The organism is Pedobacter sp. KBW06 (genome assembly GCF_003852525.1).
Lineage (GTDB): Bacteria > Bacteroidota > Bacteroidia > Sphingobacteriales > Sphingobacteriaceae > Pedobacter.
Window position 1 is genome coordinate 2,037,631 of the sequence record NZ_QAJL01000001.1, and the last position, 26,388, is coordinate 2,064,018.

A 26,388-nucleotide genomic window follows, 5' to 3' on the forward strand; every position below is an offset into this window, starting at 1 on the left:
TCATTAAGTATGGGGTATATTTGAGGCATCTTATAAATTGCATTCTCATCTACTGTTTAAATGGATTTTACATTTAATGTCTACTCCTTATTTTTAATATTCTCCGGGGGCATCATGCTTTTTTTCTCCTGGTATGCTTATAAAAAAAAGCATGGCGCGGTGCAGGTATTTGGCTTAATGATGCTTTCCAATGCGATCTGGTCATTGGCATATGGGCTTGAACTGGCCAGTTCTGTATTGGATCAGGCAAAGTTTTTCATCAACATCGAGTATATAGGGATTACCACCCTCCCCCTCTGCTGGGTTTTATTCTGCTTGAAAATAGCCGGTAAAGAAAAGTGGTACCGGCATCCTTTGAGTATTTTCATTTTAATTGGGGTCACGGTAACGGTTACGCTCCTGGTCTGGACAAACAGCTTCCACCATCTGCATTACAAAAACTATTACATGGATAAAACGGGAGAATTTCCAATGGTATACATTGTACCGGGAATCTCTTATAAATTATTCACCGGGTACTTCTATGTTTTACTCGGTTTTGGCAGCTATTTGTTAATTGCCACCTTTCGCAAAGCCGATCCGATCTATAAAAGTCAGAATTACAGTGTCGTCATTGCCGCAATTATTCCATGGATAACGAATATTGCTTATGTCCTGGGTTTCCGCCCGGTTGGGAATCTGGACCTTACTCCTTTTTCTTTCGCGGCAACGATTTTCTTCATCGCCATTGCGATCTACAGGTTCAAGCTCTTTGATGTATTGCCGATTGCCAGAGAAAAGGTGCTCGATTTAATCCAGGATGGCTTTCTGGTGATCGATAAAAAGAACCGGGTGATTGATTATAACAACGCTTTCAGAAAATACCTGACGGACCCAAACAGTAAAAAGATCATTGGGACACAAATTGAGACATTCTTTCCGGAGCAGAAGGCCTTTTTTGAATTTCTGGAAACACACCGGTCGGGAAAGATAGAGCTGCACATCGCGAGTCAGTCCGGCCCTGTTGATTTGGAAGCCGATATCCTATACCTTGATGAGAACCGGCTGAATAACGATGCGACCATCATTAAATTACAGGACCTCACCCATTTTAAACAGGAAGCCCTGAAATCGCAGCAGCAAACTGAAGAGCTCAAAAAGCTGAACCAATTAAAAGACAGGATCTTTTCAATCATTGCCCATGACTTGCGGGGACCATTGGTAAACCTCTCCGAAGTACTCAAAATGATTTCGAACAACCTGATCACGATTGAGGAGTTTAAAGAACTCTCTCCGATATTAAATAAAGACATCCTGTATACCACAGATTTACTGGAGAACATCCTGCATTGGTCCAGAAGTCAGCTGAAAGGTTATGGCATCAGTAAAGAGTATTTTGACCTGAAAAGCATGATCGTGAATGAAGTAAATTACCATTTGCCTTCCGCTGCATCAAAAAATGTAAAAATTATACAGGACGTATTTCCGGGAAATATCGTTTACGCAGATATGCTGATGATCCAGATTGTGGTACGAAACCTGTTGAGCAATGCGATAAAGTTCTGTTATGAAGGCTGTGAGATCGACATTACCGCCGTTTATCACAAGGGACAGATGTTGCTTTCCATTGCTGACAATGGAACAGGGATTAAAAAAGATGCCTTAAAAAAACTGTTTGGCGGCGACAATATCTCCACCAGGGGAACAATGAACGAAAAAGGCACCGGCCTTGGACTCATGGTATGTAAGGAGTTTATGGAAAGAAATGAAGGCAGGATTACTGTGGAAAGCGAATTCGGAAAAGGCACCACCTTCCACCTGTTTATCCCTATAGAACCCACATCAGGGATGGGTTAGTCATAAAAAAAGGCCAGCACAATCGTGCTGGCCTTTTTTATAATTTGCCTGGCTAATTACCAGTGGCATCATTAATTGCCTGTCTTTCTTTTAACGCGTCTACGTTGTTTTTATCTCCGAAGTTTTGAGTTTTATCCGCAAAATACTGAAGGATTCCTACAATGGTATCCAGGTTATCCGAAACCCTTTGGTGCATATCCGGTAAGTCTTTATCCAGTCTTTTATCGCCCAGCTCAATATTGTCCACTTCGATCTTTCCTATCTTCTGGATAATCGCCTGTTGCGAGTGTTGTAAATCTTCCAACTCTCTGACAATCTTCTCCATTAATTCAAACTTTTTTAAAGTATCCATATGCTTTTATATTAATATTAACATTTGATGTATACCTTAACCAACCGTTTAACAGGTCAATATGTTTTCTTTTTTTCGATAAAAAGCAGATAATGACATTCAGATTTGGATTATTAATGAATAACTAATAACTTAGTTTATCAAATACAGGTTTTGAAAATCCGGTTATAATTTGATTAAACCATCATCAGCATTCTGCTTAAAAATTGCAACAAAACGAGCTTTAGCGCTGTTGATGACCCATTATAAACCATGCTTATGATCGCTTCATAACCGATAAAAAATAAATATATACTGATGAAACCATCATGATCTTACAGATCACACAACGAAATGAACAACAGGATCATGATCGATTCATAACCGATAAAAAACAAATATATACCGATGAAAAAGCTTCTTTCCCTTCTTTTGATTTTTGTAACTGTTCAGGCCGTACAGGCACAGGCGGTAGACAAAGAGAAATTACTTGACTATTTCCAGACACAACGTTATGCAGAGGCCGCACAGTACCTGCAAAACATCTATAAGGAAGATACTAAAGACCCGAAGGAGCTCTCTCAGCTGGCCTATGCTTATCTGATGGCCGGAAAACTACCGGAAGCAGAAAAGAATTACCTGAAGCTGTATGCAGAAAAGCCGGCTGACATTTCAGGATTGTTTAACCTTGCCAATATCAATATCAGGAGGGGGAACAATGTCAAAGCAAAAGAATATTTCAACCAGGTCCTGAAACTGGACAGCAACAGCTTCAATGCCTATAAGCAACTTGCCAGGATCGAGAAAGAACAGGCAGAAATTGGCCCGATGATCGCCAACCTGCAAAAAGCAAATAAAATAAATCCAACAGATGCAGATGTTGTTTTTGACCTTTGTGAGGTTTATTTTAAAAGTAATTTATTTCAAAAAGCAGAAGACATTCTGGAACCGGCACTCAAAGCAGACAGCGGCAATTTTCAGTTGCTCAAAATGAAAATGCCGGTGAGCATGGGCTCAAAAAAATATAAGATAGCCATAGAAACCGGTGAAAAGCTGCTCAGCTATGGAGATAGCTCTACTTTTGTGCTCAACAACCTTGGCAAAAGTCATTTTCTGCTCCTGGAATATCAAAAAGCTTTGGGTTATTTTCTAAAGATCAAAAACACTTCCGCCGACAATGAAGGTTTACTCTACAATATTGCATTGAGCTACCGCGGGATTAAAGACTATAAAAATGCAGTCCCTTATCTGGAAAAAACGATCAAGGCGGCCATTTCTCCGGGAGTGGCAAGTTATTATGGTCTCCTGGGAGATTCCTTTGAGAACATCGATAAGAATGAGCAGGCAAATACGGCTTATAAACGGGGACTGCTCTTTGAAAATAACGGCAGTCTATACTACAATATCGCCCTTGTCTACGAGAATAAGTTCAATGATAAAAAGAATGCGATCAGCTATTACAATCAATACCTGAAGACGATTAATCCCCAGGAACAACCCAAGCTGATCACATTTATCAAAAATAAAGTAGAAGAATTGAAAAGGTAATTACGAACGGCCAACCAGACGGGCCACGTATTTACCAATGATATCAAATTCAATATTTACAACATCACCCACATTGACCTCATGAAGGTTGGTATGGTCAAAGGTATAAGGGATGATGAATACAGAAAATTCGTCATCCGCCGAACCGACTACTGTTAAACTGATTCCGTTTACGCAAACAGAACCTTTTTCTACAGTCACATTTCCATTTTTGGAATCGTATTTAAAACGGTATTCCCAACTGCCATCCAGCTCCTCTCTCTTTACACAAACTGCAGTTTGATCCACGTGGCCCTGCACGATATGTCCGTCCAGACGTCCGTTCATCTGCATGCAACGCTCGAGGTTCACCTTACTTCCTACCTTTAAATCAGCAAGGTTAGCTTTTTCCAGGGTTTCCTGGATCGCAGTTACGGTATGCGTATTTTCGGTCAATGCCACAACAGTTAAGCAAACCCCGTTATGGGACACACTCTGATCGATCTTTAGTTCATTACTCAATTCAGACTGAACTACGAAATGAAGGTTGGTTCCTTCCTCTCTGATGCTTTCTATTTCTCCTAATGTTTCAATTATTCCTGTAAACATCTGCGTATTTAATTATAATTTGTTCTGTTTCTTTTCCAATTACTGACCTGTTCTGCCTGATGCGTTTCATTTACCTGAGCCGTCGTCTTTTTATAGAACATCGCTCCTGCCAATGCGGCAATCAGCGCCTCATCCGGATCCTCTTCTTTTAAGCGTTCGGGGTTAAAATATTTGCTGACAAAATGCGTATTGAAGTTTCCAGACCTGAAGGCCTCATGCTGCATCACAAATTTACCAAAGGCCAGCGTAGTTTTTATCCCGGTAATGTGGTATTCATCGATCGCACGAATCATGCGGTCCATGGCTTCCTCCCTCGTCTTGCCGTAGGTAATCAGTTTAGCGATCATAGGGTCATAATAAATCGGAATTTCCATCCCCTGCTCAAAACCATCGTCTACCCGGACCCCATTCCCTTTCGGTGTCTTATAAGTTTCCAGGACACCTATATCAGGCAGGAAATTATTTTCAGGATCTTCCGCATAAACCCTCAATTCCATGGCATGGCCATTGATATGAAGGTCTTCCTGGCGATAGGAAAGCTTTTCACCCCTGGCAATTTTGATTTGCTCTTTTACCAGATCCAGTCCGGTGATCATTTCCGTTACCGGATGCTCTACCTGCAACCGTGTATTCATCTCCAGAAAGAAGAAGTCCAGATTTTCGTCCAGAATAAACTCTACTGTTCCGGCACCTACATAATTTACAGAACGGGCCACATCAACCGCACATTTTCCCATTTTTGCGCGGATCTCTTCCGTAAGCACGCTGGAGGGAGCCTCTTCAACCACCTTCTGGTGCCTGCGCTGAACAGAACAGTCCCTTTCGAAAAGATGCACAATATTGCCATGGGTATCTCCCAGGACCTGTATTTCTATATGTCGCGGGGAGGATACGTAACGTTCGATAAAGACAGAACCATCACCAAAGGCAGAAGTTGCTTCACTTACCGCCAATTGCATTTGTTCTTCAAAATCAGAAACCTGCTCCACCACCCTCATTCCTTTACCACCACCACCGGCAGCAGCTTTGATCAGGATTGGAAAGCCAACTTCAACTGCTCTTAATTTTGCCTCATTGACATCTGTGATGGCCTCTTCCGTTCCGGGAACCATTGGGATCTGATATTTTAAAGCCGCGGCTTTTGCAGATAACTTATTTCCCATGATTTCCATCGCTTCGGGTGTAGGACCGATCAGGATCAGTCCCGAAGCCTCCACCAATCTCGCAAAAGCAGCATTCTCCGACAGGAAGCCGTATCCGGGATGGATAGCCTCAGCACCGGTAATTTTACAGGCCTCGACGATTTTTTCTCCTAACAAATAACTTTGACTGGAAGCCGCAGGGCCAATACAAATGGCTTCATCTGCATAGCGCACATGAAGTGCTTCGCGGTCTGCTTCAGAATATACGGCTACGGTTTTTATGCCCATCTCACGTGCAGAGCGCATGATGCGCAATGCAATTTCGCCTCTGTTGGCTATAAGAATTTTCTTCATTTAATAGGTTATTTATGCCCCGATGGGTGCAAATGTATGATGTTTTCTATCGCCATATCAATCATTTCCGAAGAAATGTCAAGATGTGTCACGATTCTGATATTGGTCCCCATCATGTTGCAGGCAATGCCCTTTTCGGCCAGCAGGTGGATGATGTTTTCTGCTTTAAATCCTGCAGCTACCTCAAAAATTACAATATTGGTCTCCACAGGCATGACCGAAGCCACATAATTTAAAGGACTTAAGGCTGCTGCCAGGGCTTTGGCATGCTGATGATCAATGGCCATCCGGTCTACATGATGATCAAGTGCATAAATTCCTGCTGCCGCAAGGAAGCCTGATTGGCGCATTCCGCCGCCAAATGCTTTTCTGATCTTATTTGCTTTCCTGATGGTTTCTTTAGATGCAAGTAACACCGATCCTACCGGAGCGCCCAGTCCTTTGGAAAGGCAGATGGAAATGCCATCGAAATACTGTCCATAATTTCTTGCATGATCACCGGTGGCGACCAATGCATTGAAAATACGGGCACCATCCAGGTGGAGCTTTAAACCTTTAATGTTACATAAGGTATGGATCGGCTCAATCTGCCTGAGATTATAGCAGGCCCCTCCGCCTTTGTTCACTGTGTTTTCCAAAACCACCAGACTGGAATTCGGATAGTGAATGTTTTCTTCGTTAATTTCCGGCTCAATCAATTCCGGGGTCAAGATGCCGCGATCGCCATTCAGCAATCTGACTGAAGCCATAGAATGATAGGCAATCCCTCCCCCTTCGTACCTGTAGACATGAGAGGTCTGGTCGCAGATCACTTCATCCATAGGCTGGGTAAAACATTTGATGGCAATCTGGTTGGTCATGGTTCCTGACGGACAAAAAAGTCCGGCTTCCATGTTAAACATCGTTGAAAGTTTCGTTTCCAGTTTATGAACCGTCTCATCTTCTCCAAACACATCATCCCCCACCTTTGCGCTCATCATTGCAGCGAGCATACCTTCCGTTGGCCTGGTTACGGTATCGCTTCTAAAATCAATTTTTATTGCCATAGTCATTTACGAATGAATACAAATATTCAAAAAATCCGGCGATCTATCTTCTATTTACAAACTAAACCTTTGTGTAAAACAATTGTTAAGTTTCTTTCCCGAATTTTTAAATTTTATACCTTTTTATAAAAATTGGCTATAAATGGGTACTAAATCGTTTAATAATTGTCCAATTGAGGTTTTTTTCTACGTCAAAAGCGCAGTTTGACCCAATAAAAAAACCCTTTCTTGTAAATGCTTGATTTTAAATTTGGATTTCAAAATAACAAGCGTATTTTAGCTTAGTGTTTTTTTAACAATATGGTAACCTTAAATCAATAAATAAAATTACAAAAAACCGCGTTTTTAACCATTTAAAGGCGGATAATTATTTAAAAACTTAAACTAAAGAATTACATTTATGAAAAAAAACCATACAAAAGTGTTAGGATTATTTACTTTTATCCCGAAAAAAACAAATTAAGATGATAGTTATTGCAGATGGTGGTTCAACCAAAACCAATTGGTGTTTAATTAATGAAGCAGGTAGGAAAATTCATTTTAATACAGAAGGATATAACCCATACTTCTCAGATACAGAATATATTGTTGGTTCGTTAAGAAAATCTCTTCCGGATCATTTAGAAACAGAGAAACTTACCCAGGTTAACTATTATGGTGCAGGTTGCTCCACTGATGCCAAGCGCAAAATTGTAGCAGATGCCATGCAGCAGGTTTTCCCGAATGCGGAGATCAACATAGGCCATGATTTATTGGCTTCCTGCAGAGCATTACTTGGCGATGAGCCTGGTTTTGCCGCCATCCTTGGAACAGGAACAAACTCCTGCCTGTATGATGGTAAAGACATCTCGCTGAACATTGATTCTCTGGGTTACTTCCTTGGAGATGAAGGTAGCGGATGTTTCATCGGTAAAAGAATCCTGAGCGACTATATGAAAGGTTATATGCCTAAAGGCCTTAGAGAAAGTTTCTATGATAACTTCGCTTTAACCAATGAGGATATTTTTGACCACATCTATAACAAACCACTTCCAAACCGCTTTTGCGCTGGTTTCAGTAAGTTCTTATACGACTTCAAAGACAATTATGAAGACTATACGTTCTCTACAGTAGACTATGCATTTACCGCATTCTTTGAGAACCTGGTGATTCACTACCCGAATTATAAAGAGTACTCTCTAAACTGTGTAGGATCGGTAGGTTACAGCTTCAGAGACATCCTGAGCATTGTGGCAGACAGGTATGAAATGGGTGTAGGCAAGGTGATCCGCTCTCCTATAGATGACCTGGTAGATTACCACATTACCGCAGTAAATAAATAAGATATTCAAAGCAGCTTCCTTAAAAGAGCTGCTTTTTTTAAATGACAAAAGCCCAAACGGATTCGTTTTGGGCTTTTATCATTTTAGACGGTCTGACCGGAATGCCGGTCAGCATGTTTGCTCGGCTGTTTCAGGACGGGCTCTTTCCTGTGTCAGAAAGAGATCTCTTTTCCAAACAACTTCGCATATTTGCGTTTATCAAATTTATATAGCGTTGCTGCGCGAAAGGACACTCCTTTTTGTTTTTCATCCAGGTCTTTCAGCACACCAAAACTCAGCATCTTTTTCCTGAAGTTTCTTTTGTCCAGTTTTTTGTTCAAAATGATTTCATAGACATTTTGCAACTGGGTCAGCGTAAACTTTTCCGGCAACAGCTCAAAAGCGATGGGCTGGTGTTTGATCCTTCTCTTAATTTTCTCCAGACCTTTATCAAAAATCTGCTGGTGATCAAATGCCAGTTTAGGCAGGTCTTTTACATTGATCCAGTGCGCCTGTTTGGCATAATTGCTCAGTGGTTTTAACGCTTTATCACCTCCGAGTCTCAAAAGTGCATAATAGGCGATACTGACTACCCTACCCTGAGGATGTCGGTTCACATCGCCGAAAGTATAATACTGCTCCATGTAAACGTCGCCGAGGCCGGTTAGCTCATGCAAAATCCTGGACGCACTCTGGTCCAAACTTTCATCCTCGGCAACTATATTCCCCGGCAGGGCCCACCAGTCCTTAAATGGTTCTTCATTCCTCTCGATCAAAAGAATTTTCAATTCTCCTTCATCAAATCCGAACAACACACAATCAATCGAGAAAGTGGAATTAAATTTTGGTAAGACTTCTTTCAAAATATTAAATTTTATTTTACAAACTTATTTCTTAAATCGGCCTTTAAATCTCTTTTAGGCACCTCATTTTTCTTAGATTATTGATCTTCTCTATCTTTTTTCCCTTTTTTCCTCCGTTGTTATTGGAGCTAATCTTTTAAAGTTCTTAAATAATATCCTGTTTTAACAAGATTAACAGGATTTAAGTTAAAAACAAAATGAAAAAGAGATTTATAGAAAAAATGTTGCAAATACTCTCCCGGTGGTTTTTCTATATTAGCAATAATTGAACGTTGCTGAAAGGAAGAAAAGGAAAATTTCCTGATGGATCTCTTTCCGGCCAATTGTTCCAAATGACCAGCATCCGATTCAAAATTTAGAGGTACCTATGGAAAATTATGCCGATACGCCCGGCTATGAAAAATACATGGCCATCAAGAGATACTTCTGTAACCCTAAAAACAGAGCAGGAACTCCTTCGGCTATTACACCAAATTTAATTCTGAATTTTTCCATACTCTTTTATATATTGCAGCTGCTTATCATCTGGATTAAGGTTTTCATCTCATTTTTAGAAATGCATGAATCAGCTTTTGCCAGAGTATTGTCAGAATCTGGAACAAGGGATTCCGGACTAAGATGAGGTAAGAGCCCGTAGGATTAATCCTGTTTTTCTCTTTTATTCCAAATAATAGCTTAAAAACAGGTTTAAAACGCATGTAATAAACTTATTGTTCTTTTTGAAACGTAAACAAACCGGGACGCAGTTTTTGTATTCCGGCAGGAAATTTAAAAATAAATTACTTAGTGTAAAAAATACACGCTATATTCGTAATCATAAATCATGAAACCAAATATTAAAAATATCGCCGTATTAACATCAGGAGGAGATGCTCCCGGAATGAATGCCTGCATCAGAGCAGTAGTACGGACCGGAATATACAATGGTATCAACATGTTTGGGGTTTTGCAGGGATATCAGGGATTGATCAGTAACAACATCATTCCTATGGATGCAAGATCCGTTAGTAACATCATTCACCTTGGTGGTACCATACTAAAGACCGCACGTTGCCTTGAGTTTAAAACTGAAGAAGGAATGGAGCTGGCTTTTCAAAACTTAAAGGCCCGTGACATTGATGGATTGGTGGTAATCGGAGGAGACGGAACCTTTACAGGGGCACAACGCTTCGGTAAAAAATTCGGAATCCGCGTAATCGGAATTCCTGGAACAATTGACAATGATTTATACGGTTCTGATTTTACACTTGGATACGATACGGCTATAAACACCGTTATTGAAGCAATAGATAAAATCAGAGATACTGCAGATTCTCATGACCGCCTGTTTTTTATTGAAGTGATGGGCAGGGATTCGGGATGTATCGCATTGAGAAGTGCCATCGCCAGCGGTGCTGAAGCGGTGTTGTTACCGGAAAAGGAAACAAGCCTTGATGAGCTGATTTCTCAGTTGGAAGTAGGTGCTTCTACAAAAAAATCTTCCAGCATCGTTATCGTATCTGAAGGCCATAAAGATGGTGGTGCTTACGATGTTGCGAAAAAAGTTAAAGAGAGATTTAACCACTATGACACGAAAGTAACTATATTAGGACATCTCCAACGTGGCGGTAGTCCAAGTAGTTTCGACCGGATTTTAGGAAGTCGTTTAGGCTTTGCAGCCATCAACGAACTCCTGAAAGGAAGTACCATGCAAATGGTTGGCTTACGTGGTAATGATATAAAGACGACAAGTATAGACGAAGCGTTAACGAGACATACTTTCAAACTGGAAAGCGATTTGTTGGAGATGACTAAAGTTTTATCAATATAATTATGATAGCAGTAGTTTATAGCGGATCAAAAACAGCCTTCTGGAAAATTGCCAGAGATGGGAAAACCATTGCAGAATGTAGTATGCCGGGAATTAACCCTTGTTTTAATGATCAGAAATCTATACTTCAATTTTTAAATAAAAAATCCATCCTGGTGAACCATGCGGAAAGCATTAAGAAAATCTATGTTTTCGCTGCCGGTGCTTCATCAGAAGAAAGGAGAAATGAGCTTGCTGAAACTTTAGGCCAATTCTTCAGATATAGCAAAATATCTGTTAAAGACGACCTTTATGGTGCAGCATTAGCCTCCTGCTACAACAACAGCGGGATTGTCGGACTCTTGGGCAGCGGTGCAAACTGTGCTTATTTCGATGGCAAAAATCCGGAGAAAAACAATTTTGGATTAGGCTATATCCTTGGTGATGAAGGTTCAGCAAATTACCTGGGAAAAACACTTCTGAAGAATTTTGTACAGGAAAAGTTACCTGCAAACCTACAGAAGAAGTTCGAGGTTAAATATAACCTTGACCGCCCACAGATTTTAGAACGCGTTTATAAGCGTCCGATGGCGCAGCAGTTTTTAAGTTCTTTCTTTGATTTTTTCCTGGAAAACAGAACGGAAAAGTTCCTTCTGGACATCATAGAAAAAGGTTTTGAAAGTTATTTTAATACTTATCTGCTGCCAACAATGAAATTACACCCCGGAAAAGAAATACATTTTGTAGGCCTTGTTGCGGGAAACTTTCAGGAAGAACTGCGGGCAACTGCAAAAAGACACCAACTGGAAATTACATCGATTACTAAAGAACCGATATATAATTTACTAAACTACTATTCAAATTAACAAAATGAGCAAAATTGGAATAAACGGCTTTGGCCGTATCGGCAGACTGGTTTTTAGAGCTGCTTTAAAAAGAGGATTAGATATTGTTGCGATCAATGATTTAGTGGAGCCGGATTACATGGCTTATATGTTAAAGTACGACTCTACTCACGGCCGTTTTGATGGTACAATTGAAGTAGTAAACGGACACCTTGTAGTAAACGGAAAAACCATCCGCATCACCGCAGAAAGAGATCCTGCGAACTTGAAATGGAATGAAGTAGGTGTAGAAACTGTAATTGAATCAACTGGTTTATTCTTAACTCAGGCTGATGCAGAGAAACACATTCAGGCAGGTGCTAAAAGAGTTGTTCTTTCTGCTCCGGCTAAAGATGATTCGATCCCTACTTATGTAATGGGTGTAAATCACGAACAGTTAACAGCTGATCAGACTGTGGTTTCCAATGCTTCTTGTACAACCAACTGTTTAGCACCAATCGCTAAAGTATTAAACGATAAATTCGGTATCGTTGAAGGTTTAATGAGCACAGTACACGCGGTTACTGCAACACAAAAAACAGTAGATGGTCCTTCGGCGAAAGACTGGAGAGGTGGACGTGGAGGTTTCTCTAACATTATCCCTTCTGCAACCGGAGCTGCTAAAGCGGTTACAAAAGTAATCCCTGCTTTAAAAGGAAAATTAACAGGTATGGCTTTCCGTGTACCGGTAGCTGACGTATCTGTAGTTGATTTAACTGTACGCTTAGAAAAAGCGGCAACTTACGAAGAAATTAAAACTGCCATGAAAGAAGCCTCTGAAGGTTACTTGAAAGGTGTATTAGGATATACAGAAGATGAAGTTGTTTCTTCTGACTTTATAGGAGATGATCATGCGTCAATTTTCGATGCAAATGCAGGTATTGCATTAAATGACAACTTCGTAAAAGTGGTTTCCTGGTATGATAACGAATGGGGCTATTCAAGTGCATTAGCTAAATTCGTAGAGTACTACGGAAATTTAAAGTAAAACCCGTTCATACAGGTTTATATTTGGTTAGAAAAGGGATGTGCGTGGATGCGACATCCCTTTCTTGTTTTTATAGATCAATAATTTTATTTCCTAAGGAATCATCCGATTCTTTTTTATCTTTGCGGAAAATTATTTTTCCTGTCTTATTTACTGGTTATGAAGCTATTCTTATATGCCCTTACTTTAATCACTCTTTCTGTTGGCTGCAATAAAAAAGAGGAACAAACGAAAACCTATCTTCCAAGAATACTAACCAAAAATGAAGGTTTTAACCGTTATCCGGAACAAAAATCAGATTCCCTTACCATTTATAACGTAGTTAATAGCAGCCCGCAACAATTTAGTGTAAAGTTTAGAGATACTACGGTCAGCATTCAAACTGATCCTTCCGACAAGAATAAATCCAGTGATAAATTTACTTCTGCTCAGTTCATCAATACACAAAAAACATGTTTACTCGTTCAGCTGGCCGACAGCACCGGACTGGTTGCTCCATCTTACCTGATCAGTCTTAAGGGAAAAGGACTGGAAGTGGTGAGTTTATACCGTGCTTCCAATGGGAGTCAGGATCAAAAATTTACGACAGGAATCAATAGAGTTGGTGCAGCAGGATATCTGGTAGACAATGATTTCTTTATTACGAATGTAAATGCCAAGGCTTACCTTATCAAAAGACAAAATGCCTCAGAAAGAATTCAGGGGCAGTTTTTATTGATGTCTCCGGACAGACAAACGGCAGTCTTCCTGGTTCAAAAATCTTTATATCAGGTTCACTATCCTTCAGCTGAAGTATCAACAGAAGTATTAAAGGGAGATGTTCCTCAGGATATCCCGGGGGTATATGCCTGGATTCAAAACAACTATAGTTTTCAGAAAAACAAAAAAAGCATTTCATTTCTGAAATACAATGACGACGACAGGATCGTGGACATTAAAGAATTCAAGTAACGTTAAACCTTGAATTCGTCTAAGGAATAAGGAAGTTCCTCGCAAAGGAAGCCATTGTCCATTAGAATCTGTCTGACTGCCGCAACACAGGGAACCGAACTCACCACCCTCAGGATTTTATCGACATCCTCAAAGGCAAAAGACCAGTTCTTTTCCCCAAACAGGGTGTTCATAATTGGCTTTATAGAAATCAGGTCGCTTTTTTCCTGAACTGAAGTTTTAAAAATAACAATATTCATTGCCGTAAGATTTAATATTTCTAAATGTGATGGTTTGCAATTGTGAACCCCAATGCCCCTCATCTGATATTTAATTTAAAGATGCAGCTTCTGTTGAAATAACTAAAGGACCTCATGGCTAAAGCGGACAAAAACACCGCCGAACGGCAGAAATTTACCGGTAAATGAATTTCCCGATTTTATGATAACTTTGTACCCGTTAAAAGCCATTAATTGAGAAGACTCGTCTGCATTTTATTACTCCTGATCATCGCCCTGCAATCCTTTAATAAGGCCGGGATTATGCTGGCGTTTAAAATGAACCAGAATTACATTGCCAGTACCCTTTGCGAAAATAAAGACAGACCCCAAATGCATTGTAACGGCAGATGTGTTTTAGCAAAAAAGCTAAAACAGGCCGAGCAAAATGAAGAAAAACAAAGAGTGCAAACTCAGGAGAAAGCAAATGTTCTCTTTTTCTGCAGAATGAACCGGATTAAAATAGCAGAATGCCTGCTCTCCCTTCAAAGCAGAGATTTCAATCCCTTTTATCTTCATTTCAAACCCTCCTCATTTTCCAACGACATCTTTAAACCACCCCAGTTCAGGACTGCTTAATCCTTTTATTTTTTGAAAATTCTATTTCCGCATGGAACATCGCTTCATTTCACGAAGCCTGTCTTTTGCTGAAGAATTTTTTGTAAAAAAATAAGTCTGTCATTTCCCGGATACAGGCCCTGCTTTTCAGCCTGGTCTCTTTTATTATTTAAAAAAATCAATTACAAGAAAATGAAAATCAAGGTTTTCTCTATCATATTTTTATTCCTCCTCAGCAGTAAACTATTTGCACAATCAGGCACAGGATCGTTAAAAGGCAATATCGTGTCCTTTCAGGAAGAGCCTATTTCAGGTGCCTCCATTCAGTTCCAGAACACTGACATCCGCACAAAAACGGATTTAGACGGAAATTTCATTTTAAATGCGATCCCTGCCGGAACTTACGTTCTGATCGTTTCTAATGTCGGATACACGGCCAGTAAGCATGACCTGATCATCAAGCCGGGAAAAACGGTTACCCTCAACCTGCAACTGTCCAAAAGCAAACAGGAGCTAAAAGAAGTGGTCATCAGTGGCATCAAAAATCCATACCAGGTTCAGCATTCCAGCAGTTCTACCCGAATGGATGTACCATTATTAAGTACGCCGCAATCGGTACAAATCATCTCTTCCCAGGCGATAAAAGACCGTCAGGCTTTCAGCTTAAACGAAATCGCAGGTACGTTTACCGGGATGAAAGCGAACAATGGAAACGGCTCTTTCAATATGCGCGGATTCACCGCTTATTCGCCAACAGATGCCAGTTTTCTATTGTATAACGGGATCCGCGGAAACCTCTTTTTATGGAGTCAGCAGCCTTTATTGTACAATGTAGAATCGGTAGAGCTTTTACGTGGCCCTTCGGGCGCTTTATTTAGCGAAGGTGCACCTGGTGGAGTGGTCAATTTCATCACCAAAAAACCAATGGCACAAAACAGCTATGGCCTGGAATTATCTCTGGGCAGCTGGAATTTCCGCAGGGCATCCCTTGACCTGACAGGAGCATTGTCCGGAAACAAAAAGCTACTTTACCGCGCCATTATTGGGTATGATAAATCGAAAAGCTTCCGTGACGGTCAAAATAAAGAAAACATCTTCCTTGCACCTTCCCTGACTTACCTCTTTTCCGGCAAAACGGATTTGAATCTGGAAATCAATTATGCTTATCAAAAGACCGTACAACAATACGACAACGGGACCTTTATCCGTACCAGACCAGATGGTACTTTTGATTTCAATTATTATCCCGATCACTTAACGGTTCAAAGTCCTACAGATTACGGAAAAACCCATAATACTTCAGCTACGCTAACCTTCAATCATCGTTTCAATGACCGTTTGAAACTGACAGCCGTTCAGCGCGTAGTGAATAACATCCTGGATTATACCGACCATATTCCGGTAGGGAAAATTAAAAATGATTCTATCAGCAGAGGTTATCAGGACTGGGAAACCAATCGGTTCAGTCTTCAGACCACCGCTTATTTAACTTACGAAACAAAGACAGGTCCCTTAAAACATCAGTTGACCGGAGGTGCAGATTACAACAGATATGGATGGACTAAAAACGATTATCAATACAAAGCGGCCTCCAGGATTTCGATATTCAACCCCGATTATAGTAATGATCCACCGGCAGCCTCAGTTCCGGCAGAAGAGTCTGATGACAACAAACGCATCACAAATCTGACAGGCATATACCTGCAGGACCAGATCAGTTTCGGCAAACAGTTAAAAGCATTACTATCCCTGAGATACGATTCGTACGATGCCAAAGAAACACCACTTTCGATCAGGGACAATAAACAGGGTGATGCGCTACAGGCTTCCGGACTGATCCCGCGAATAGGACTGGTATATCTCCCGGCTGAAAACATGTCTATTTACGGGACCTATCTTAAGTCATTTAACCCTCAGACCTCGAACAATGTACTTTCCGGAGGCCCCTTCCCTACCCGAAAAGCAACGCAATATGAGATTGGATATAAAGGTGATTTCCTGAACCGGCAATTGTCGGCCAATGTATCACTTTACCAGATCAATTATGCCAATATTCTGGCCCCTGCACCAACGGAAGAAAATTCCCACCGTCAGGCTGCAATCGATGGAACGCGAAGCAGGGGAATCGAATTTACCGTTATGGGAACGATACAAAACTTTAACGTGATAGCGGGATATGCTTATAATGAGCACGTCATATTAAGTACAAGCGCTTTCGGAAAAAAAGGAGACCGCTTTAACAATGCACCCAAACATATGGCCAATGTCTGGTTAAAATACAATGTCAGCAGCGGCCTGGTTAAGGGACTTGGAATTGCCGGAGGCCTGAGGTATGTGAGCAACCAGGTTGGCCTCATTAGTAACCAGAATTTTCTATTTCCGGAATACACGGTAATTGATGCTGCTCTGAACTATCGCAGGGGTCGTTACAACCTCCAGTTTAATGCGTATAACCTAACGGATAAACATTATTTCACCGGCAGCAGGTCCAGTACTGTAACCGGAGGTCTGGGAGACCCTTTTAATTACAGAATTGGCTTAAGTTACCAGATCAAATGAGAAAAATAAATTTCACACGTGTGCTGGTTTTTTCCGTACACAGCTGGCTGGGCCTGATCAGTGGGATCTTCCTTTTGCTGCTTGGACTCAGTGGTTCTGCACTTGTCTTTCTAAAAGAAATTGATCAAATGATCAATGCAGACTTACTCCATGTAAGCCCTAAAGGACAGGTATTGCCACTGGATACGATTTACAGGAAGATCGGTAAGCAACACCCAAATTTAACAGGTATTGCCTGGTTAAATCCCGATGCAGGAACTGAGGAAGCGTATGAGTTCCGTTTGTACCGGAATGATGGAAAAATCAGCACCTATGATTTAGGGATGATGAGTATCAATCCCTATTCAGGCGCCATTCTGAGGGATGGAAATCTAAAGGATTTTAACCCGAGTTTTATGCATTGGATCTTACAGTTCCACTGGAGTTTCCAGCTGGGGCTCCCCGGATTATTCCTGGCTACAGTGTTTGGCATCACGATGCTGCTTTCCACAGCAACCGGATTGATCATCTATCGGAAATACATCTGGAAAGTATTTACATTTCAGGTAAAGATGAAATGGAAAAACTGGAGAACGATCTCTTCAGACCTTCACAGAATCGTTGGGGTATGGGCTTTATTCTTTAATGTGATCATCTTCTTTACCGGATTCTGGATGAACAAATTTGCTTTTGATCCGGGTTACTGGAAAAAGCAGACTGTCTCTGCTCCCGTAAATGTACTGTCTGCTCAGTCTGCAGATCAGCTGCTCCGGACTGCCCGCAATGCAATGCCTGATTTGGTTCCCCGGAATATTTATCTGCCGACACAGGCGGAGAAGTTGTTCCGGATTAGCGGAACCTTGAAAAATCAATCGCCCTTCTTTTACAATGGAAATTCGGTTGCCATTGATCCGGGTACAGGCCTGGTAACCTCCATGGATCGTCTATCGGAAAAAGGATTATGGGAAAAGACAGAGGCCAGCTTCTTTCCGTTACATGCAGGCACTTTTGGTGGTACTCCGGTCAAAGCCCTTTATGTTATTATTGGTTTGCTACCCGGTTTACTTTCCATTACCGGAGCCTTACTTTGGTGGAGAAAAGTAAAAAAACGATACAGTTAAACTATTTATATATTTTGGCATAATTCATGTATATATAGCAGAAATTAAGACAACGATATTTAAGAAAAAACCGTTTCATACAGGTTTATATTTGGTTAGAAAAGGGATGTGCGTGGATGCGACATCCCTTTCTTGTTTTATTCAATCTTATCAGTTGAGTTGTCAACTAAGCCTCAATTCAAGCGCTGTCTTTTTGTAAAAAATGATCAGACATGCTGATACATGGTTAAAATACCCGGTATTTTTACTAAATTTGTTAGTAATGAAATCCTCCGGAACTGCTGATCTGCCACTACATTATGGCTATGTCCCCAAATGGCTTGCAGAACGCATGGCTCGTTTAGGGCTTGCCATCACAGAAGCGATCATTACAGAATATGGCACAGCCGAAGTCTTACGCCGTTTAAGTGATCCATTCTGGTTTCAGAGCCTGGGAGCGGTGATGGGTATGGACTGGCATTCCTCAGGGATCACCACCTCCGTAATGGGCGCTTTAAAAGGAGCCATCAATCCCCGAAGCAAAGAACTGGGCATTTATATTTGCGGAGGGAAAGGTTTAAAATCCAGACAGACTCCTGCTGAATTGCTAAACATCGCACAGCATACCGGCCTTGACGGACATGAATTGGTGAGGTGCAGTAAGTTAAGCGCCAAAGTAGACAATACTGCTATTCAGGATGGCTTCCAGCTATACACCCACAATTTTATAGTCAATTCTGAGGGACTGTGGACTGTCGTCCAGCAGGGAATGCGAAATGATAGTGCCACTGCCAGAAGATACCACTGGCATTCTTCCTCGCTGGCTTCCTTTGTAGAAGAACCTCATACCGGAATTTGTGGCATCAATCAGGGGCAAATCTTAAATCTTGTTGCAAAAGAAGCCGGGACTTCCCGCAATACCATGTTGTCCATGACGACCGAAAATCCAGAACGGATCCTCAGGGAAGTCAGGAAACTGATCATGCCCAACCGCCATGAAGTAAAAGCAAAAGATATAGACCTGAAACGCCTGGGTGCCATGTTATGGCTCACACAGGAAAAACGTCCGGCAGATTTTGAAGAACTGCTGTTACTGGAAGGCCTTGGACCAAGAACCTTACAATCGCTGGCATTGGTTAGTGAAGTCATTTATGGGACAGCTTCCCGTTTTACAGACCCGGCACGGTTTTCCTTCGCCCATGGCGGAAAAGACGGGCATCCTTTCCCTGTCCCTGTAAAAGTATATGATGAGACGATCCAGGTACTGGGCAAAGCCATCCGGCAGGCCAAAATCGGGCAGTCGGATCAGCAACAGGCGATCTTTAAATTAGGCGAGCTTGCCCGAAAGGCAGAAAAAAACTTCCTCCCAAATGACAATTTTGAAGAGCTGATTCAAAAAGAAAGGAACGATTCCTGGAAATATGGAGGGAAGACGGTACTTGGTGAGGCCAAACCTCCCTCAAAAAATCAACTCAGCCTGTTTTAATAGTTGTAAGCCCCAAATTACCTGTTTAAACATCTTATTTTTTTCGGAGAATAATTAATATTTCTTAGTCAGGTTATTCTTTTATAGAGGATTAATTGCGTTATTTGTTGAATTTACATTTAGAAATACCAACAAAACCTTTTAATGCAGTTTAAACAATTCTCCTGGCAAATTGCCTGGGATTACCCGCCATTCAGACTTAAATTTATCCTGGGAATCTTTATTCTTGCATTGATCCTGATTTTTATCCCTCATTTCTTCGCTTATGTAGAAAACAGGGAGAAAGGGTATACGCTCAATGACTGGCTGCTGGCCCAGATCCCTGCTATTGACGTTTCTCTGTATATATTTATTTTACTTTACGGGATGTCTATCTTCTTCCTGATACGCATGTCCAGGAATACTTCGATTTGTCTGACCGCATTATGGGCCTATATATTTCTTTGTGCAGCAAGGATCATTACCATTTCTATCGTTCCGCTTCATCCGCCAAAAGAAATCATAGAACTGATAGATCCCTGTTCTGTCGTTTTTTATGGATCAAATGTGATCACAAAAGACCTTTTCTTTTCCGGACATACTGCTACGATCTTTCTGGGCGCACTCTGCCTGGAGAAAAAGCGGGAGAAAACAATTGCCTTTATTGCTTCTGGAATTATCGGCGTATTGCTATTGATCCAGCATGTACACTATACGGCAGATGTAATTGCAGCACCTTTCTTTAGCTGGATCTGCTGGTATTTCGGAAAATCAATAGAGAAATTATAAGCTTTTTTCAGAAAGAATAGTAAACGGCGGTAAATCCTGGGATCTACCCCGTTCACGTGCCTGAGAGCAATATAATTTTGTATGGGGCCTCCACTTATGAAGTCAGCTCCCTTGATTTAAGCATTTTAATCAATCCGTTTGTATAGTGAAAATCTTTATCAATATTAATGTTAAAGAGCATCATCCCCCCCTTTAATCCGTTATCAGGCTGCCATTTGGTCAATTGGATCGCCTCGCCCAGTGAAGTGGCCTGATGATGGCCTGGTTGTACGCCAAACAATAATTTCTTACTGCTCACCAAACCTGCATACAATTCAAACTGATTGATCATGGTTTCCATATCCCAGAAATAGCCCATCAATGCCACATAGTCAAACAAGGCATTACATTGTTTCAATAATTGTTCATCCGCATAATATTGATAGGTGACATAACTCATGGTCTTCCCCGTTTTAGACCGGGGTCCAAAATATTTAGACAGCTGCCAGACCACTTCAATAAATGTCTCATTAGGAATATCACCCCCCATTTCGGGGTCAATATCAATGCCATCCAACCTCCAGGTATTGACCACCAAATCATAGACATCTGCTGCAAAAGCCGCAGGATCAGAGATGGTATTCCAGGATATTTGTGGATTGGGTGAACTGATAATGGAAGCCAAAACTTTAACCCCTCTGTTCTGCTGTATCCTTACCCCTGCCAGAATACTGGCCCAGGTCATTCCATTACTGGTCAGGTACAGGTGTTGCAATGTCTTTTGAGGATCCAGATTGATCAGGAACAGATTGATGACATCAATTCCATTCGGAAGCTCTTCAATGATCATTTTTTGATTTGCATAGCCTAGCCAGTAAGTGACAAAAAGAGGATCAGGAGCTTTCATAAATCAATCAGGGGGTTAGAAACAATGCTTAAAGTTCATCAATTGATGACAGCCAGTTATGCGCTGGATTACCCGAAATCAAAAACAGGTATTTATACCTGTATAAATAACACGAGCGTAACAAATATAAATACAGCGCAAATAATCAATCCACTCAACAAAAAATGTTTATTTTAGATTAACCAATTAAAAAAATGCCATTCGATTTACAAATCAAATAATAACTTAAAATCACAACAAACATGGAACATCATTCGTCTAAACACGACAAAAGTATCTTTGAGATCCCATTATCGGAAGCTCAGGAAATCACCCGGGCCTGGGCTGCGCAAGGCCATTTTATCAAATCTTATTTAATTGATGCACAGGAATTAAAAGATATGGTAGAAGAAAAAGGCGCAAGTTATGTACGTGTTTATTTTGGCTGGGACACAGAAATGGAAAAAGGTAGAGAGCAAAGATTAATTATGGTTCCGGCAGATATATATGGCCATGATATGATCAATACTGAAGTTTCTCTGGCTGAAAACATGAAAGAAGACAGCAATATATTTGACTTCACAATGCCTTGTCCACCAACCTGTCCACCACCAGACAGTCCATTAGGAGAATAAATATGTTTTCTAAAATACTAAAAGTAGAATACCTTACTTTAATTTTATCAATGGGCTTCATTTTTTGCCCATTGATACTTTCATTAAAGCATTTCCGATCTTATCCAAAAGAGTTAAAAGTGATGAGTATTCACTTGATACTAATTGCAATTTTAGCCATTTACAGTGCTTCATTATGGATATCCAGCAAAAATAATCTTCCGGTCCTTCACATCTACACCATGATTGAATTCTCTACAATCATGTTATTTTACCAGATCGTTTTTAAAAATGCCATTAATAAGGTCTGGTTCATCGCACTCATTTCCGCGTTTCTTGTCTTTTGTGTGGTCAATGCATTCTTTATTCAAAAATGGCATATATTTAACACTTACCCACGTACGCTTGAAAGCATCATTATTATCAGTACCTCTCTGTTTTACTATTATAAAATAACCAAACAAACCTTGTACATACAAATTGAGAAAAGTGCTACATTCTGGATCAATACCGGTTTTTTCATTTATTTCTCGGGGAGTTTTCTCTTATTTATGCTTAGTAATTACATTTTGCCATTGAGTCTGAAGTTCAATATGATTGTCTGGCAATTACATGCCTTTCTCTCCTGTGTACTCTACTGTTTAATCTTTATAGGTTTATGGCAACGCAGGAAGGCTTAGACGTTTATTTTTTCATGTTTACTGGTATGCTCGTCATGTTCCTGCTGAGTGCTGCCGTTGTGGTGCTCTTTTTTGTATATCAGAAGAAATTCTATAACCAGCAGGTACAATTAAAAGAAACCGAAGCAGATTACCAGCGGAAATTAACCCGAAACAATATTGAAAAGATAGAAGAAGAAAGACGCAGGGTCGCAAAAGACCTTCATGATGAGGTAGGGAGTATTTTCTCTACACTTGGAATGAAGATCATACAATTTGAAAAAAAACACAATACTTCTTCCGGGAGTATTGAGCTCATTAAAGAAAGTAAACTTCTGGTCGACAAAGGGATTATGAGCGTCAGAAGAATTTCTCATAACATGATCCCCAATGAACTGGAAATGTTCGGGATTGCAGCTGCAATAGAAGAATTATGTTTCCAGTTTGAAAGCAAGGATGGTTTAGAGGTAGATTTTGAGAGTCAGGGCCTGGATAAATGCGGCAATCAGGAAATAGAACTGGCCCTCTACCGCATTACTCAGGAACTGATCAGCAATACGGTAAAACATGCGGAAGCAAAACGTGTGGAGATTATGCTGGTTTGCAATAATGGTGAAGTGAGCTATGATTATCAGGATGATGGCATAGGCTTTGATCATGAGCAGGTACGCAGGGGGCTGGGAATACACAATATTACAAACCGGGTGGAAATGAATGGGGGCACTCTGAGCTATCATACCGCTCAAAAAGGATTTGGAGTTTCCATTTACTTTCCTGTTAAAATTTAAAATATGAACAGATTGATAAGAATAGCAGTTACCGATGATCAGCTAATGTTTAGGGAATGCCTCGTGAATAACATCAAAAGCTTCGGTAATATGGAAGTGATGTTCGAGGCAGGAAACGGTATAGAGTTATTAAATGCGATGAACGACTGTGGCGAACTGAAGCCGGATATCGTGTTGATGGACCTGAACATGCCGGAAATGAACGGAATGGAAGCCACGAGGAAGTTGAAGACATCCTTTCCTGATGTGAGGGTAATTGTCTTGTCGGTTCATGGGGAAGAGAAACACATCACCAGGATGATTCAGCAGGGGGTAAACGGTTATATCGCGAAAAACTCTGAACTAAGTGAGCTTAAAAATGCGATAGAAACCACCTTTCACAATGGTTTCTATTTTAATGAAATGGTCTTAAAAACGCTGCAATCCGGTAAGTTGCTCAACAAAGCGAATGTCAGGGGCTTCGACGCCAGTTCCTCACTAACTCAACGGGAAAAAGAAATCCTCAACCTGATTTGTCAGGAATTTACGACGGCTGAAATTGCAGATCAACTTTCTATCAGCTTACGAACAGTTGATGGTCACCGAAATAACCTGCTGGTAAAAACCGGGGCCAAAAACGTAGCAGGCCTTGTGGTTTTCGCTTTTAAAAATAAAATTATTGACGCAGATCTATAGTCCCTGCTGTATCCTTCAGCTTTTGGGAAATATTTCTCAATTGATGTGAATGTCGCTGGCTATGATAAATGACAAAGTAAATGGCCTCCCATCTGGTAAAATAACCATATCCAGGTAACTCGAATGCCATACAGATTTTGCTCAGGTCTAACGTATTAATCACAACTGCAAACCTGGCTTTTAGATCTTCAATGACATTGAGCAAAACAGCTTTATTGTAAACTCCTGCTTTAGGCAGGATAAAGTCCGGCGACTGCATTTTGGTTGTAAAATCCAGAAAATCAGCTTTAACCTGCTCCACCTTCTGGTCCACAGGACGGTCAGCTTCTTTATCCGGCCCGTGGATTATTTCTAAAAACCCTGAGTTTGACAGGTTCAGATGTCTAACCACCTGTGCAGCTGTCCAGCTCCCTTCAAAAGGAATACAGTTGATGTCATCCTGACTAAAAGAGGAAACCAATCCCGATAAAACAGTCATCGTTTCCTCCATCTCTTTAACGATCTTTTCCTTGTCCATCTGTTATTTTTTTTCAGGTTCCATTGGATATCTCATCGCGTCGTAACCAAGCAACCTGCGCCAAAGACCGATTTGTCCGATGCAATAAGACTCTCTGTGAATGATGAAGAAAACCCAATCGAAGAAAGTCATTTCTCCACCTGGCATTGGAATGATGCTGTCCAGTTTCTCCTGGCTTACCGCTAATAATGCGGTTCGTAATTTCGGAGAAATTTCGAGCCAATCTTGTTTAAAACTGGCCAGCGAAGGATAAGTCAGCTGATCCTGGACTCCTTTATGCCCTTCAAACAAAGCGGCAGCTTTTTGCTGCTCCTCAATGTTCAAAGCATTGGCCAGGTCAAACCTTTCCTGCACGAGGCTTCCGGTAAGCCAGGCCACATGATTTGCTTTTGTATTCAACCGGTTATGTGCGTCCTTCTCCGAAATGTTTTCTATTACATTAGAAAACAATGTGGTATGCAGGTCATACAGTAAAATAAACCCTTCGATGAATGCTTTTTTATCTGTTTTTAGTGCTTCCATTTGGTTAGATTTTGAGATTCAAAAATTATTTGATTAACAATACCTAAGTTAACGTTAAATCAGAAGCTCAAGGGGTGTCGTAAATGTCAATCTTAGGGGGCATTCGAGACAAACAATTAAGAAACAAACTGCCCGCTAAGCAAATGGTCTTTAGCTTCCATTAAATCCCCAAACAAGCGGTCGGCGATCTGAAGTGACTCCTGCGTATCTGTATTGCTTTGGATCGCAAAACACCTGATCCCGGCGGCCTTTGCGGCTTTAACCCCATTGATCGTATCTTCAAATACCAAACAGTCTTCTTTTGACAGTCCCAGCGCTTCACAACACTTATTATAGCTCTCCGGAGCGGGTTTGTTATGCTGTACCTCAGATCTTGTGATCATCAGGCTGAAATAAGATCTTAAACCATTTCTGTCGAAAATGGCCTCCACATCTTCACGGGGACTGGAAGTCACAATAGCAAGCACCAAACCCTGCTCGTGAAAAAATTTAATGACCTCTAATGCGAAAGGCATCAGGTTGACATCTTTGGTCTTCAACCTTTCCAGCGTAAGGGCCTCCCTTCTTTTTATGACTTCAGGTAAGGAAGCGCTGATCGCATACTTTTCCAGTAAATTACCGGCATTAACAGGTAAAGGGATCCCTGCATAATTCTTCAGCCAATCGGGATAGGTTAACTGAACCCCATACTCCTCCAGAATTTCATTCCAGCATTCATAATGGAAATATTCAGAATCGATGAGTGTCCCATCCAAATCAAATAAAATTGCCTTTATATTCTTCATGTTTTTTTTATATCCGCTAATATATTTCTTTTATACTTAGTTGCCAGCACCATCAAAAACTGTCCGACAAAACACACACCAAAGAATTAAAATCATATTTTTAAATATAATTTTGAATATTATTCTGATTTTGTATAAATTTATAGAATGATAATCGAAAACAACATCAGTTTAGATAAGATTGACCTGGCGATTTTAAGGTTAATGCAGGAAAATTCAAGGATCTCCAATGTTCATATGGCGAAAGAACTGGAAATGGCACCCTCTGCGGTTTTGGAGCGGGTAAAAAAACTGGAACAGAAAAATGTAATTACCCAGTATACGGCAAGGATCAATCCTGTTGCTGTCGACCTGAAATTACTTGCCTTCATCTCCCTGAAAGCATCTCACAGCATTGGTTGTATGGATACGGCAAATGAACTTTCGAAACTCAAAGAGGTTCAGGAAGTCCACATTATTGCCGGCGACGACTGCTATCTGGTAAAGGTCAGGACTACAGATTCGGCTTCGCTCATGGCTTTAATGCGCAATTCATTTAGCAAAATCCCGAACATACTTTCCATCCGAACCACGATTGTACTGGAAACAGTAAAAGAAGAACAACAATTGGTCATCCCTGAAAAATAACCCATCCT

At 40.8% G+C, this 26,388-nt stretch carries 27 protein-coding genes; 17 read left to right on the forward strand and 10 right to left on the reverse strand.

From position 1 onward, the window contains the following. Positions 1-60: 60 nt before the first annotated feature. Positions 61-1,836: a histidine kinase N-terminal 7TM domain-containing protein gene (locus DBR43_RS08315; RefSeq protein ID WP_124579652.1), complete on the forward strand. Its 1,776-nt coding sequence runs from the start codon at positions 61-63 to the stop codon at positions 1,834-1,836. 52 nt (positions 1,837-1,888) lie between these two features. Here DBR43_RS08315 and DBR43_RS08320 read toward each other — a convergent pair whose 3' ends face one another. Further along, positions 1,889-2,188, reverse strand: a complete 300-nt coding sequence (locus DBR43_RS08320; protein WP_124579654.1) for a hypothetical protein — start codon at positions 2,186-2,188, stop codon at positions 1,889-1,891. A 387-nt stretch (positions 2,189-2,575) separates the two neighbouring features. Between DBR43_RS08320 and DBR43_RS08325 the strand changes: the two genes are divergently transcribed. After that, positions 2,576-3,715: a tetratricopeptide repeat protein gene (locus DBR43_RS08325; protein ID WP_124579656.1), complete on the forward strand. Its 1,140-nt coding sequence runs from the start codon at positions 2,576-2,578 to the stop codon at positions 3,713-3,715. Here DBR43_RS08325 and DBR43_RS08330 read toward each other — a convergent pair whose 3' ends face one another. Genes DBR43_RS08330 through DBR43_RS08340 form a run of 3 tightly spaced genes read right to left on the reverse strand, consistent with a single transcriptional unit; the run spans position 3,716 to position 6,845 of the window. Next, positions 3,716-4,303, reverse strand: coding sequence for a riboflavin synthase (locus DBR43_RS08330; RefSeq protein ID WP_124579657.1), 588 nt, complete (start codon positions 4,301-4,303; stop codon positions 3,716-3,718). It lies immediately after the preceding gene. An 8-nt stretch (positions 4,304-4,311) separates the two neighbouring features. Continuing rightward, positions 4,312-5,799 carry an acetyl-CoA carboxylase biotin carboxylase subunit gene (gene accC, locus DBR43_RS08335; RefSeq protein ID WP_124579659.1) on the reverse strand — a complete coding sequence of 496 codons (1,488 nt, stop codon included), beginning with the start codon at positions 5,797-5,799 and terminating at the stop codon, positions 4,312-4,314. An 8-nt stretch (positions 5,800-5,807) separates the two neighbouring features. Then, a complete protein-coding gene (locus tag DBR43_RS08340; protein ID WP_124579661.1) occupies positions 5,808-6,845 on the reverse strand; it encodes a threonine aldolase family protein in 1,038 nt (345 codons plus the stop codon). 464 nt (positions 6,846-7,309) lie between these two features. Between DBR43_RS08340 and DBR43_RS08345 the strand changes: the two genes are divergently transcribed. Then, positions 7,310-8,167 carry an N-acetylglucosamine kinase gene (locus tag DBR43_RS08345; protein ID WP_124579663.1) on the forward strand — a complete coding sequence of 286 codons (858 nt, stop codon included), beginning with the start codon at positions 7,310-7,312 and terminating at the stop codon, positions 8,165-8,167. 152 nt (positions 8,168-8,319) lie between these two features. On the opposite strand, the gene DBR43_RS08350 is transcribed toward DBR43_RS08345, so the two are convergent. Next, a complete protein-coding gene (locus DBR43_RS08350; protein ID WP_124579665.1) occupies positions 8,320-9,009 on the reverse strand; it encodes an NUDIX hydrolase in 690 nt (229 codons plus the stop codon). 823 nt (positions 9,010-9,832) lie between these two features. On the opposite strand from DBR43_RS08350, the gene pfkA reads away from it, so the two are divergent. From pfkA to DBR43_RS08370, 4 genes are all read left to right on the forward strand, one after another. Further along, the gene (pfkA, locus tag DBR43_RS08355; RefSeq protein ID WP_124579667.1) at positions 9,833-10,819 is read left to right on the forward strand and encodes a 6-phosphofructokinase; all 987 of its coding nucleotides are present in this window, start codon (positions 9,833-9,835) and stop codon (positions 10,817-10,819) included. Between the two features lie 2 nt (positions 10,820-10,821). Then, the gene (locus DBR43_RS08360; RefSeq protein WP_124579669.1) at positions 10,822-11,664 is read left to right on the forward strand and encodes a hypothetical protein; all 843 of its coding nucleotides are present in this window, start codon (positions 10,822-10,824) and stop codon (positions 11,662-11,664) included. A gap of 4 nt (positions 11,665-11,668) precedes the next feature. After that, the gene (gene gap, locus DBR43_RS08365) at positions 11,669-12,670 is read left to right on the forward strand and encodes a type I glyceraldehyde-3-phosphate dehydrogenase (RefSeq protein ID WP_124579671.1); all 1,002 of its coding nucleotides are present in this window, start codon (positions 11,669-11,671) and stop codon (positions 12,668-12,670) included. A gap of 159 nt (positions 12,671-12,829) precedes the next feature. Further along, positions 12,830-13,621 (forward strand): hypothetical protein, encoded by a 792-nt coding sequence (locus DBR43_RS08370; protein ID WP_124579673.1) that lies wholly within the window; start codon positions 12,830-12,832, stop codon positions 13,619-13,621. A 2-nt stretch (positions 13,622-13,623) separates the two neighbouring features. Here the strand turns inward: DBR43_RS08370 and DBR43_RS08375 are convergent, their stop codons facing one another. Beyond that, entirely contained in the window at positions 13,624-13,860 is a 237-nt protein-coding gene (locus DBR43_RS08375; protein WP_074609372.1) for a hypothetical protein, read from the reverse strand. A 213-nt stretch (positions 13,861-14,073) separates the two neighbouring features. Between DBR43_RS08375 and DBR43_RS08380 the strand changes: the two genes are divergently transcribed. From DBR43_RS08380 to DBR43_RS08400, 5 genes are all read left to right on the forward strand, one after another. Further along, positions 14,074-14,457 (forward strand): hypothetical protein, encoded by a 384-nt coding sequence (locus DBR43_RS08380; protein ID WP_124579675.1) that lies wholly within the window; start codon positions 14,074-14,076, stop codon positions 14,455-14,457. 171 nt (positions 14,458-14,628) lie between these two features. Beyond that, complete coding sequence (locus tag DBR43_RS08385) at positions 14,629-16,995, forward strand: TonB-dependent receptor (RefSeq protein WP_124579677.1); 2,367 nt, start codon at positions 14,629-14,631, stop codon at positions 16,993-16,995. Next, complete coding sequence (locus DBR43_RS08390; protein WP_124579680.1) at positions 16,992-18,095, forward strand: PepSY-associated TM helix domain-containing protein; 1,104 nt, start codon at positions 16,992-16,994, stop codon at positions 18,093-18,095. The genes DBR43_RS08385 and DBR43_RS08390 overlap by 4 nt, the downstream gene beginning before the upstream one ends. A 262-nt stretch (positions 18,096-18,357) precedes the next feature. After that, complete coding sequence (locus DBR43_RS08395; protein WP_124579682.1) at positions 18,358-19,560, forward strand: DUF763 domain-containing protein; 1,203 nt, start codon at positions 18,358-18,360, stop codon at positions 19,558-19,560. Between the two features lie 144 nt (positions 19,561-19,704). Continuing rightward, positions 19,705-20,328 (forward strand): phosphatase PAP2-related protein, encoded by a 624-nt coding sequence (locus DBR43_RS08400; protein ID WP_124579684.1) that lies wholly within the window; start codon positions 19,705-19,707, stop codon positions 20,326-20,328. Positions 20,329-20,422: 94 nt separating this feature from the next. Here DBR43_RS08400 and DBR43_RS08405 read toward each other — a convergent pair whose 3' ends face one another. Then, positions 20,423-21,214 carry a glycosyl hydrolase family 18 protein gene (locus tag DBR43_RS08405; RefSeq protein WP_124579686.1) on the reverse strand — a complete coding sequence of 264 codons (792 nt, stop codon included), beginning with the start codon at positions 21,212-21,214 and terminating at the stop codon, positions 20,423-20,425. Positions 21,215-21,456: 242 nt separating this feature from the next. On the opposite strand from DBR43_RS08405, the gene DBR43_RS08410 reads away from it, so the two are divergent. The 4 genes from DBR43_RS08410 (at position 21,457) to DBR43_RS08425 (ending at position 23,929) form a co-directional block, all read left to right on the forward strand. Then, a complete protein-coding gene (locus DBR43_RS08410; RefSeq protein ID WP_124579688.1) occupies positions 21,457-21,828 on the forward strand; it encodes a hypothetical protein in 372 nt (123 codons plus the stop codon). Positions 21,829-21,950: 122 nt separating this feature from the next. Next, positions 21,951-22,487: a hypothetical protein gene (locus DBR43_RS08415; RefSeq protein ID WP_124579690.1), complete on the forward strand. Its 537-nt coding sequence runs from the start codon at positions 21,951-21,953 to the stop codon at positions 22,485-22,487. Further along, the gene (locus DBR43_RS08420; RefSeq protein ID WP_124579692.1) at positions 22,466-23,254 is read left to right on the forward strand and encodes a sensor histidine kinase; all 789 of its coding nucleotides are present in this window, start codon (positions 22,466-22,468) and stop codon (positions 23,252-23,254) included. The genes DBR43_RS08415 and DBR43_RS08420 overlap by 22 nt, the downstream gene beginning before the upstream one ends. Positions 23,255-23,257: 3 nt before the next feature. Continuing rightward, positions 23,258-23,929: a response regulator transcription factor gene (locus tag DBR43_RS08425; protein ID WP_124579694.1), complete on the forward strand. Its 672-nt coding sequence runs from the start codon at positions 23,258-23,260 to the stop codon at positions 23,927-23,929. Here DBR43_RS08425 and DBR43_RS08430 read toward each other — a convergent pair. The 3 genes from DBR43_RS08430 to DBR43_RS08440 form a co-directional block, all read right to left on the reverse strand. Further along, a complete protein-coding gene (locus DBR43_RS08430) occupies positions 23,910-24,446 on the reverse strand; it encodes a DinB family protein (protein WP_124579696.1) in 537 nt (178 codons plus the stop codon). The genes DBR43_RS08425 and DBR43_RS08430 overlap by 20 nt on opposite strands. Before the next feature lie 3 nt (positions 24,447-24,449). Continuing rightward, entirely contained in the window at positions 24,450-24,968 is a 519-nt protein-coding gene (locus DBR43_RS08435; RefSeq protein ID WP_124579698.1) for a DinB family protein, read from the reverse strand. 116 nt (positions 24,969-25,084) lie between these two features. Next, positions 25,085-25,753 carry an HAD family hydrolase gene (locus DBR43_RS08440; RefSeq protein ID WP_124579700.1) on the reverse strand — a complete coding sequence of 223 codons (669 nt, stop codon included), beginning with the start codon at positions 25,751-25,753 and terminating at the stop codon, positions 25,085-25,087. A 147-nt stretch (positions 25,754-25,900) separates the two neighbouring features. Here DBR43_RS08440 and DBR43_RS08445 point away from each other — a divergent pair, with 147 nt between their 5' ends. Beyond that, positions 25,901-26,380 carry an Lrp/AsnC family transcriptional regulator gene (locus DBR43_RS08445; RefSeq protein WP_124579701.1) on the forward strand — a complete coding sequence of 160 codons (480 nt, stop codon included), beginning with the start codon at positions 25,901-25,903 and terminating at the stop codon, positions 26,378-26,380. Positions 26,381-26,388 lie beyond the last annotated feature (8 nt).

Coding starts and splice junctions, on each gene's coding strand:
- DBR43_RS08315 (WP_124579652.1), top strand. CDS start 61: ATGGATTTTACATTTAATGTCTACTCCTTATTTTTAATATTCTCCGGG.
- DBR43_RS08320 (WP_124579654.1), bottom strand. CDS start 2,188: ATGGATACTTTAAAAAAGTTTGAATTAATGGAGAAGATTGTCAGAGAG.
- DBR43_RS08325 (WP_124579656.1), top strand. CDS start 2,576: ATGAAAAAGCTTCTTTCCCTTCTTTTGATTTTTGTAACTGTTCAGGCC.
- DBR43_RS08330 (WP_124579657.1), bottom strand. CDS start 4,303: ATGTTTACAGGAATAATTGAAACATTAGGAGAAATAGAAAGCATCAGA.
- accC (WP_124579659.1), bottom strand. CDS start 5,799: ATGAAGAAAATTCTTATAGCCAACAGAGGCGAAATTGCATTGCGCATC.
- DBR43_RS08340 (WP_124579661.1), bottom strand. CDS start 6,845: ATGGCAATAAAAATTGATTTTAGAAGCGATACCGTAACCAGGCCAACG.
- DBR43_RS08345 (WP_124579663.1), top strand. CDS start 7,310: ATGATAGTTATTGCAGATGGTGGTTCAACCAAAACCAATTGGTGTTTA.
- pfkA (WP_124579667.1), top strand. CDS start 9,833: ATGAAACCAAATATTAAAAATATCGCCGTATTAACATCAGGAGGAGAT.
- DBR43_RS08360 (WP_124579669.1), top strand. CDS start 10,822: ATGATAGCAGTAGTTTATAGCGGATCAAAAACAGCCTTCTGGAAAATT.
- gap (WP_124579671.1), top strand. CDS start 11,669: ATGAGCAAAATTGGAATAAACGGCTTTGGCCGTATCGGCAGACTGGTT.
- DBR43_RS08370 (WP_124579673.1), top strand. CDS start 12,830: ATGAAGCTATTCTTATATGCCCTTACTTTAATCACTCTTTCTGTTGGC.
- DBR43_RS08375 (WP_074609372.1), bottom strand. CDS start 13,860: ATGAATATTGTTATTTTTAAAACTTCAGTTCAGGAAAAAAGCGACCTG.
- DBR43_RS08385 (WP_124579677.1), top strand. CDS start 14,629: ATGAAAATCAAGGTTTTCTCTATCATATTTTTATTCCTCCTCAGCAGT.
- DBR43_RS08390 (WP_124579680.1), top strand. CDS start 16,992: ATGAGAAAAATAAATTTCACACGTGTGCTGGTTTTTTCCGTACACAGC.
- DBR43_RS08395 (WP_124579682.1), top strand. CDS start 18,358: ATGAAATCCTCCGGAACTGCTGATCTGCCACTACATTATGGCTATGTC.
- DBR43_RS08400 (WP_124579684.1), top strand. CDS start 19,705: ATGCAGTTTAAACAATTCTCCTGGCAAATTGCCTGGGATTACCCGCCA.
- DBR43_RS08405 (WP_124579686.1), bottom strand. CDS start 21,214: ATGAAAGCTCCTGATCCTCTTTTTGTCACTTACTGGCTAGGCTATGCA.
- DBR43_RS08410 (WP_124579688.1), top strand. CDS start 21,457: ATGGAACATCATTCGTCTAAACACGACAAAAGTATCTTTGAGATCCCA.
- DBR43_RS08415 (WP_124579690.1), top strand. CDS start 21,951: ATGAGTATTCACTTGATACTAATTGCAATTTTAGCCATTTACAGTGCT.
- DBR43_RS08420 (WP_124579692.1), top strand. CDS start 22,466: ATGGCAACGCAGGAAGGCTTAGACGTTTATTTTTTCATGTTTACTGGT.
- DBR43_RS08425 (WP_124579694.1), top strand. CDS start 23,258: ATGAACAGATTGATAAGAATAGCAGTTACCGATGATCAGCTAATGTTT.
- DBR43_RS08430 (WP_124579696.1), bottom strand. CDS start 24,446: ATGGACAAGGAAAAGATCGTTAAAGAGATGGAGGAAACGATGACTGTT.
- DBR43_RS08435 (WP_124579698.1), bottom strand. CDS start 24,968: ATGGAAGCACTAAAAACAGATAAAAAAGCATTCATCGAAGGGTTTATT.
- DBR43_RS08440 (WP_124579700.1), bottom strand. CDS start 25,753: ATGAAGAATATAAAGGCAATTTTATTTGATTTGGATGGGACACTCATC.
- DBR43_RS08445 (WP_124579701.1), top strand. CDS start 25,901: ATGATAATCGAAAACAACATCAGTTTAGATAAGATTGACCTGGCGATT.